This window comes from uncultured Thiodictyon sp. (assembly GCF_903828115.1).
Classification (GTDB): domain Bacteria; phylum Pseudomonadota; class Gammaproteobacteria; order Chromatiales; family Chromatiaceae; genus Thiodictyon.
Map to the genome: position 1 here is coordinate 1 of NZ_CAIKKU010000664.1, position 4,534 is coordinate 4,534.

Here is a 4,534-nt window from a genome sequence, read left to right on the forward strand (position 1 = left end):
CGTAATCGTGGTCGGATTATTCGATTACGACAACGACAACGACAACGACAACGACGACGTACCAGGGATCTCGGTCACCACATCAGTTCTGATCGCATCCTCGCTGGTCCGCGCAGCGGACCCTACACGATGGACTCCGGGGGGCGGGCGGGCAGCAGGCGGGCGACGATCGCGCGCAGGGTCGCGATCAGGGCCTCGCGGCCGGAGGCCTCGAAGACCGCCACCAACTCGGCGACCGGCCGCAATTGGGCGGCGGCGGCGGCTAGCAGGGCGGCGGCGGCGCCGTCGAGTTGGCCGCTGCGCAGGGCTGCCGCGAGGCGGCGGCGGGTCAGGGCGGCGAGGGCGGGCAGCACCGCCTCCAGGGTGCGGTGGCCGGCGGCGAAGGAGCGCAGTTCCAGGTCGTCGGCCTCCTCCCCGGCTGGGTCCGGGGCGGTGGGCTCGTGGGCAGCGCCCAGGGCCGCGATCAGGGCCGCGGCGACCGCCGGGTCGAGGTGCCGCAGCGGTCCGGGCAGCAGCACCGGGAGGCGCCCGGCCAGCCGGGACCGGGCGGCGGTGCGCCAGATTGAGCCCGCGCGGCTGGCGGCGCGCAGCACGACCAGGGCGTGCTCGCCGCTGGCGGCGTTGCGGCTGGTGCCGATCTGTACCGGCCGGTAGCCGCAGCGCGTCCAGAACCCGATCAACTCGGGCGTGGCACCGAAGCTCGACCCCAGGAGGTCGATCCCGTCGCCCTTGGCCTCCCGCAACAGGCCGTGCAGCAATTGCCGCCCCAGCCCGCGGCGGCGCAGCGCCGGGTGTACGGCGATGCGGATCACCCGCAGCCAGCGCCGGCGGGGGGCGTCCGGGAGGCCGCCGTGGGCGGACAGGGTAAAGGGGAGCAGGTGGCCGCGCGGGCGGCGGCGCCCGTCGTAGACCGCGCGCAGCAGTTCGGGGTCCGTGAGACCCCCCTCGGTCACGGCGATCAGCGTGGCGGCGACCTGCCCGCTCAGGCGCAGCACCAGGACCCGTACCCCGGGCGCGTCGAGCAGCAGGCGCAGATCCAACGGCCGGGTCTGGTAGTGGGCCAGGACCAGGAGCCCGAAGACCTGGCCCAGGGTGTGGTCGTCGGTCGCCAGGGCGGCGCGGTCCAGGCGCTCGACCGGGGCCCGCGCGTCCCCCGGCAAGTCCGCGGCCGTCGCCGGGGCGGCGTCCAGTAACAGGGCGCGGAGCACCAGGGCCTCCAGGGGGTCCTGTGGGGCCCAGCGGATGGGGGTTTCCAGGGTCAGGCCGCGCCAGTGGGGGGTGCGCCGGTCCAGGGTCTCGCGGAAGCGCACATCGAAGCCGCGCCCGGTGCCCTCGTAGCCGTGGACCGTGGTGGCAAAGACTACCCGCGGGTAGTGTTCCAGGAGCCGGGCCAGCAAGGGGGCGGGGATGCCGGCCGCCTCGTCCACCAGCAGCAGGCCGGCGCCGATCGGGTCCTGGCAGAGCGCGTCCGGCGCCAGGAATTGGATCGCCCGCTCACCCGCGCGCAGCCCACTGCCGTCGGGCCGCGCCCCCGGCCAGGCCAGGGCGGCGTGCGCGAAGAGCGCCGCGGCGGCGGCGCGGCGCGGCGCCGTGACCAGGACCAGGCGGGGGCCGGGGACCGCGGTGTCCGCGCCCCCCAGCAGGCGGGCGGCGGCGATCCCCAGGGCCGCGCTCTTGCCGCGCCCGCGATCAGCGGTCAGCACCAGGGGCCGGTGGGGGCGACCGCGGGCGTGACGCAGGATGGCCGCGACGGCGGCTGCCTGGTCCGGGGTGGCGGGTTGGCCGGGGTCGCGGGTGTCGGCGTGACCGGCGCCGGCGGTAAGTTCATCGGGCAGGGTCGGCGCCGGGCGGTCGTGACTGTTGTCGGGGACCCCCTGTGCGAGGATCGCCACCCCGGGCTGGTCGCGCAGGACCCGCACGAGCCGGGCGATATAGCGGCCGGTCACGGCCTCCAGGCCCAGGGGCCAGGGGGCGATGCGCCCGGCCTGGGGATCGGGGAGGCCCGCCCAGTCGTCCAGCGGTGGGCAGGGCAGGATCAGGAGTCCGCCGCCGCGCAGGGTCCCGGTGGCGGCGCCGAACCCGTCCGGGTCGAAGCCGGACCAGGCGTCGTAGACCAGCAGCTCGCACTCGCCGCCCAGCAGGCGGGTGGCGGCGTCGAGGGGGCGGGCGGCGGGGTGCAGCGGGCGGTCGCTGAGCCAGAGTGCGGGGCAGTCCGCGCAAGCGGCGGCGGCGGACCGGGCGGCGGCGGCGCTCCAGTGTGGATCGCCGCTCAGGACCAGGGTGAGGCGGTGACCCAGGGCCCCGGCCCTCGCCCGCAGATGGCGGGCCAGGGCCGGGACCCGGTGGTCGCAGTCCAACCGGTATGGCTAGGCGACGTCCTTCGGGATGCGGATCTTCTGCCCCGGGAAGATGAGGTCCGGGTCCTTGATGACCTCCCGGTTGGCCTCGAAGATGCGCGGGTAGGCGCTGGCGTTGCCGTAGACACGCTTGGCGATGGCCGAGAGGTTGTCGCCCGCCTGGATGATGTAGAAGTCGACCTCGACGGTCTGGGGCGGGGCGGTGAGCTGGTCGGCCTTGACCTCAGACACGCCATGGACGTTGCCGGCCATCAGGACCGCCTTCTCCATCGCCTCGGGGCTGGCGGCGGTGCCGGAGAGCGACACCACGCCCTTGTCGTAGGTGACATTGAGATCCTTGATGCCCGGATTGTCCTTCTCGATCTCGGCCTTGATCTTCTCGCTCGCCTCGGCCTCGCTGCCGAAGACTTTCTTGCCCGTGCCCTTCAAAAAATCGAACAGACCCATGGTGATCTCCGCTGCTGGTGGTTTTCGGAAGCGATGCTCGGTCCAGTCTGTGGATGGTGCAACTAAAGAGGACCCCATGTCCAGAACCGTTTTTCCCTGAATTTGAGCCGCGCTGCCGATCTCGATCGCAGCGGCTTGGCGCCGCCCCCGCGTTGCGGTGGACCCCCTGCGTCAGGAGCGATTGCGCCTTGCCCGTTCCCCGCGTGGACAGTCGGGCGCCGGACCTTTAGAATCCCCGCGGATTCGGTGCCGCTTTGTCCGAATCATCAGTGCCCGTGCCCGCTGTTGTCCCGGTGGTCCATCGCGGCCCCCGCAGTGCCGGCCACGCCGCCTCCCGATTCGGAGAAATCCTTGAAAAAGCCAGCAGTTCTGGTCCTGGAAGACGGTTGCGTCTTCCGGGGAACCTCGATCGGCGCCGACGGTTCGAGCGTCGGCGAGGTGGTCTTCAACACCGCCATGAGTGGGTATCAGGAGATCCTGACGGACCCGTCGTACCTGCGCCAACTGGTCACCCTCACCTATCCGCATATCGGCAACACGGGCGTGAACCCGGAGGACGAGGAGTCGTCGGGTGTTGCGGCCGCCGGTCTGATCATTCGTGACCTGCCGCTGCTGCCCAGCAACTTCCGGATGCGCGAGCGGCTGGACGACTATCTGCTGCGCCAGGGGGTGCTGGGCATCGCCGGGATCGACACCCGGCGGCTGACCCGCCTGCTGCGCGAGAAGGGCGCCCAGAACGGCTGCCTGATGGCGGGAGAGGGGGTGGACGAGACCGCGGCCCTGACCGCAGCGCGCGCCTTCCCGGGGCTCAAGGGCATGGACCTGGCCCAGCACGCCGGCACCAGCGAGCCCTATGACTGGACCCAGGGGGTCTGGAGTCTGGCGCACGGCCATCGGGACCTGGAGGCCGAGCCCCCCTACCACGTCATCGCCTATGACTACGGCATCAAACGCAACATCCTGCGGATGCTGGTGAGCCGCGGTTGCCGGGTGACCGTGGTGCCGCCCCGGACCCCGGCGGCGGCGGTGCTGTCCCAAGACCCGGACGGGGTTTTCCTGTCCAACGGACCCGGTGACCCGCAGCCCTGCGACTATGCCATCACCGCCATCCGCGAGTTGCTTGAGAGCGGCATCCCGCTGTTCGGCATCTGCCTCGGGCACCAGTTGTTGGGGCTGGCGAGCGGGGCGCGGACCGTCAAGATGAAGTTCGGTCACCATGGTGCCAACCATCCGGTGCAGGATCTCAAGACCGGGCGGGTCATGATCTCCAGCCAGAACCACGGCTTCGCGGTGGACGAGGCGAGCCTGCCCGACTGTCTGGAGGCGACCCACCGCTCGCTCTTCGACGGCTCCCTGCAAGGTATCGCACGCCGCGACTGCCCGGCCTTCAGCTTCCAGGGCCACCCGGAGGCCAGCCCGGGGCCGCACGACGTGGCGCCGGTGTTCGACCACTTCATTGCCCTCATGGCCGCCGGCAAGCAAGTACGTCAGTAACGAGTCGAGAACAAGTTAAGCACCAACGCAATCGTTGTCGTTGTCGTTGTCGTAATCGTAGTCGGAGAAGCGACGTGATTTGGGGTGCGAGAGAATTCAGCGCGCTACGATAAACTCGACAACGGCAACGGCAACGGCAACGGCAACGGCAACGACAACGACAACGACAACGACAACGACAACGACAACGAAAATGGCGCTATCGACAGTCCCTGATGGAATTGTTTGATTTATCA

The 4,534-nt window shown here is 70.8% G+C and carries 4 protein-coding genes; 2 read left to right on the forward strand and 2 right to left on the reverse strand.

Annotation, left to right across the window (positions count from 1 at the left end):
• Nucleotides 1-122 precede the first annotated feature (122 nt).
• Together QZY48_RS24995 and lysM are read right to left on the reverse strand one after the other, a co-directional pair.
• Entirely contained in the window at nucleotides 123-2,357 is a 2,235-nt protein-coding gene (locus QZY48_RS24995; RefSeq protein WP_295436175.1) for a GNAT family N-acetyltransferase, read from the reverse strand.
• Nucleotides 2,358-2,366: 9 nt separating this feature from the next.
• Nucleotides 2,367-2,804 carry a peptidoglycan-binding protein LysM gene (gene lysM, locus QZY48_RS25000; RefSeq protein ID WP_100921093.1) on the reverse strand — a complete coding sequence of 146 codons (438 nt, stop codon included), beginning with the start codon at nucleotides 2,802-2,804 and terminating at the stop codon, nucleotides 2,367-2,369.
• 351 nt (nucleotides 2,805-3,155) lie between these two features.
• Between lysM and carA the strand changes: the two genes are divergently transcribed.
• Both carA and QZY48_RS25010 read left to right on the forward strand, forming a co-directional pair.
• Nucleotides 3,156-4,298 carry a glutamine-hydrolyzing carbamoyl-phosphate synthase small subunit gene (carA, locus tag QZY48_RS25005; protein ID WP_295436178.1) on the forward strand — a complete coding sequence of 381 codons (1,143 nt, stop codon included), beginning with the start codon at nucleotides 3,156-3,158 and terminating at the stop codon, nucleotides 4,296-4,298.
• Between the two features lie 84 nt (nucleotides 4,299-4,382).
• Nucleotides 4,383-4,514: a hypothetical protein gene (locus QZY48_RS25010; RefSeq protein WP_295436179.1), complete on the forward strand. Its 132-nt coding sequence runs from the start codon at nucleotides 4,383-4,385 to the stop codon at nucleotides 4,512-4,514.
• Nucleotides 4,515-4,534: the final 20 nt, after the last annotated feature.